Here is a 4053-nt window from a genome sequence, read left to right as displayed (position 1 = left end):
TGAAGTTGAAGGCTTTTGGCATACAACTTATCACCAGCCTATGACCGATATGCTACTTTCCCGTTTACAACTGTCATTCGTACCTTAACATCAAGTAAAGCTTGCGGGCTTTCCGATACATCACGGTCAATGACTGTAAAGTCAGCCGCTTTCCCTTCAGCTATCGCCCCTCTCTCATCAGCTTCCCCGGCTGCTACTGCGCTTCCCGTGGTAAACAGACGAATGGCTTCATGTACATCCAGCTTTTCAGCGGGAAGATAGCCCTCATGCATTTCTTCCGGCTTGGCGCGAGTCACTGCCGCATGAATACCAAGAAAAGGGTTTAACGGCTCAATCGGCGCGTCACTACCTCCAGCACATGGAATGCCTGCTTCCAGCAGTTTTTTCCAGGCATATAAATATTCAGTCCGTTCTTTCCCAACCCGATCCAGTACCCAAGGGAAGTCACTTGCGACAAAACGGGGCTGGATGTCCGCAATCAGCGGCAGCTTCGCCATTCTCTTGACCAAATCCCTCCTAAGCACCTGTCCATGGATCAGGCGATCTGGCAAACCGCTTTCCTCCCTGAGCACATGGGCCTCCATCGCTGTCAAAATCATGTGCGCTGCCCCATCCCCTATAGCATGTACAGCCACTGGAAAGCCTGCGGCCCTGGCAGCTGCCACCATCTGATTCAACTCTGGCTGCGGTTGAATCGCCATTCCGCGGGTATGTGGAGCATCACTATAAGGTTCTGACAATAATGCCGTTCTTCCACCAATAGCGCCATCGGCAAACATTTTAATCGCACCGATTTTAAACCACTCATTTCCGGTACCTGCACGCAGCCCTTGCACTTTCGCTTCTTCCATAAATGGATGATAGATGAGCTGGTGTGTGCGAAAAGCAAGACCTTCTTCCCTCAGCTCCCTGTAAATTCGCTGCATCGTCTCCACGCTGCCCAAAAAACGTAAATCTTCCGTGTGCGCAGCAGTTAGACCAAGCCGTAGCGCATCCAGGCAAGCCCGCCGAATCGTATCCTTCTTAACCGAATAATTTGGCTCTGGCTGCACGCTAGTAAAGGCAAAGGATGCTTCCTCATAAATCAATCCGTTCAACCGTCCATCTGCGTCTCGTCCATAGGCTCCCGAAGCCGGGTCAGGGGTGTCCTCGCTAATACCCGCACGCCGAAATGCCTCTGAATTGGCCAAGAACGTATGAAAGCACGTACGAGTGAGATATACCGGATGCTGATCTGTAATGGCATCCAGCTCGGCTATACCTGGAATTTCAACAGGAATAAACGCATTTTCATTCCAGTTAAGTCCTAAAATCCACTCTCCCGGCGGTGTTACAGCGACCCGTTTGCGCAGCATAGCCAGCATCTCTTCCTTGGAGGTAGCTGATGTTAAATCCAGCATAGCCAGCTTCATACCATGCATAGACAAATGCATATGTGAATCGGTTAAGCCTGGCAGTACATAGGCGTCTTCCCAATCCACAGTTTCATATTCCTTACCGGTCAACTGCAATTCAAGCTCCCGAGCATATCCGATGGCTTGTATCCGACCCTGCTGTACAACGATGGAGTCTCCTTTGGAAGCCCAATCCCCATGCAACCGGCCGTGCTTGAACAAAACGAATGTCAACGCCACTCATCTCCTTTTTTCAACTATACGCATATCCACTTCATATTACGCCTGTGTTGCCACTTCCAAGCGTAGTGTATTTATATCTATCTGCTGCACCTGCTGGGCAAATTGGTCATGAGCTGCACAGACAGCCATTTTATAATCCTGATCCAACTCATACTGCTTAAAATGACAATACTCGGTGGTAAAGCCCTCTGTCGTGAAGCCTATGAACGGTTGTGCCTTCAGCTCGAATGAAAAAGACTTCAACGGTAGAGTTAGTCCCTGCCCCTCGGCCTTCACAAAGCTTTCTTTAAGCGTCCATAGATCGTAAAAATACGATAAGCGGTTGTCTGCATCCTGACGCATTAACGCATCATACTCTGTGTCCGAAAAGCACACTCTACCTACCTCAAAATCTATAGGACGGAGCTGTTCAATGTCGATTCCAAGCGGGTGATCATCAATAGCGCACACCACCCATTTTCCCGAGTGAGAAACATTAAAATGGAATGCGGGTGCATTTATCAAGGAAGGCTTACCGAACGCGTTGTATGTAAATTGAAGACTGGAATTAGATACCTTCAATTGCCGGCAGACCAACCATCTTAGCAGCACATCGGCATATAAGCCCCTCAAAGCATCTTCCCGATGTAAAAAACGATCTAACTTGTGCTGCTTTTCCAGCGAAACCCGATTTACCAGTAATTCGTAATGCTCCTCAGCTTCCGGCTTGCTCGTATCAATCGCGTATATTTTCATGGTTGCCTCCTGTATATCTAATGAATATCAGCCAGTTTGTAACACTCACCGTTCGATTGAAGTCTGTTAGATATGGATGGCGTGTGCCGTGTACATGGTCAATATACTACTCTAGCACTTTCAATTCAATATGGATACAATTGGGATAAGCATCTCTATTAAAACTACTTCATAGAGCCTATTAATGAAAGCGCTTTAAAATAACGCATACAGAGGAGGACGAAACAATGAAATATGATTTTGCCCGCTTGCTGTGTATTATGCTCTCTATTTTGCTGACGTTGAGCATTTTTCAGATGTTTTCTCCTAAGATCGCTTCAGCCGCTTCAGCGAATGTTGTGAATGGCATTCAGTTTAAAGATACAGATGGAAACGTGGTCCATGCCCATGGGGGTGGTATGATTAAAGTAGATGGTTACTATTATTGGTTTGGTGAAAATCGTAATCCCAACGGCACATTCAAGGCGGTATCCGCCTACCGTTCCTCTGATTTAAAAAACTGGGAGTTTCGTAAAAACGTACTGACCAGCAGCTCCGCTGTAGAGCTGAATGTTTCGAATATTGAACGTCCGAAAGTGATTTACAATGAAAAAACACGTAAATACGTATTATGGATGCATAAGGAGAATGGGGTTAATTACAACGAGGCCCGAGTGGCTGTCGCTTCTTCCGATACCGTGGACGGCGATTACACGTATCAGGGCAGCTTCCGTCCTCTGGATCACGATTCGCGCGATATGACCGTATACAACGATAACGGTACAGCTTACCTCATTTCGGCTACCCGGGTAAACGCGGATCTGAACATCTATCGTCTGACACCGGATTTTCTGCAAGTTGAATCGCTGGTGACTACACTTTGGCCAGGACAATATCGTGAAGCTCCGGCGATGTTCAAAAAAGGAGACGTCTACTTCCTGATTACATCCGGGGCAACCGGCTGGAATCCCAATCAAGCCAAGTATGCTACCGCATCCAGCATTGAAGGAACCTGGAGTAATACGATAAACTTCGGGGACGGTACGACATATGGTTCACAGTCGTCTTACGTGATTCCTGTTGAAGGTGCCCAGACAACTTCATACCTGTATTTGGGCGACCGTTGGGCGGGTGCGTGGAGCGGTCCTGTGCAGGATTCTCAATATGTATGGCTGCCACTGCGTTTTCCAACAGCGACTTCATTAGCCATGGATTGGTTCGACAGCATTAATATTGACACCGCCAGTGGTGTGGTCGAGGGGATAACAACACCAATTGCCATTGATCCGGATGCCTATTATCAGCTAGTGAATCGCAAGAGCAATAAGCCACTAAGCATTATTGGCAATGCAACGACGGACGGCGCAGACCTGGAGCAGCGTGCAAATTCCGGAGCTGCAAACCAGCAATGGCAGCTCAAGGATGCAGGCAGCGGATATTACAAAATTGTGAACCGCAACAGCGGAAAGCTAATTGGTGTTGAAAGCGGTACCACAACAGACGGTACAGTTATTGAGCAGTGGAGTGACGGAGGCTGGTCCAGTCAGCATTGGCAATTAGTATCTGTAACCGGTGGTTATTACAAGCTGAAAAATCGGGCAACCGGCAAGCTGATCGATATTTCTGAAGGCGCCACCGCCGATGGAGCCAAAGCCATTCAATGGGGCGATAATGGTGGGACGAATCAGCATTTCCGTGTAGT

At 48.0% G+C, this 4053-nt stretch carries 3 protein-coding genes; 1 reads left to right on the top strand and 2 read right to left on the bottom strand.

Features of this window, described 5'->3' with window-relative positions; genetic code table 11:
- Window positions 1–38: 38 nt before the first annotated feature.
- Both GRP75_RS20470 and GRP75_RS20465 read right to left on the bottom strand, forming a co-directional pair.
- On the bottom strand, window positions 39–1628 hold the full coding sequence (locus tag GRP75_RS20470; protein ID WP_160790214.1) for an amidohydrolase: 1590 nt from the start codon (window positions 1626–1628) through the stop codon (window positions 39–41).
- A 45-nt stretch (window positions 1629–1673) separates the two neighbouring features.
- Window positions 1674–2372 carry a 4'-phosphopantetheinyl transferase family protein gene (locus GRP75_RS20465; RefSeq protein ID WP_160790213.1) on the bottom strand — a complete coding sequence of 233 codons (699 nt, stop codon included), beginning with the start codon at window positions 2370–2372 and terminating at the stop codon, window positions 1674–1676.
- Window positions 2373–2599: 227 nt separating this feature from the next.
- Between GRP75_RS20465 and GRP75_RS20460 the strand changes: the two genes are divergently transcribed.
- Window positions 2600–4053: RICIN domain-containing protein (locus tag GRP75_RS20460; RefSeq protein ID WP_160790212.1), on the top strand; the 1454-nt coding region annotated here is incomplete at its 3' end.

This window comes from Paenibacillus sp. OT2-17, assembly GCF_009827695.1.
GTDB classification, from domain to species: Bacteria; Bacillota; Bacilli; order Paenibacillales; family Paenibacillaceae; genus Paenibacillus; species Paenibacillus polymyxa_B.
The sequence above is the reverse complement of the archived record's forward strand: the minus strand, read 5'-3'. Positions and strand labels throughout refer to the sequence as shown.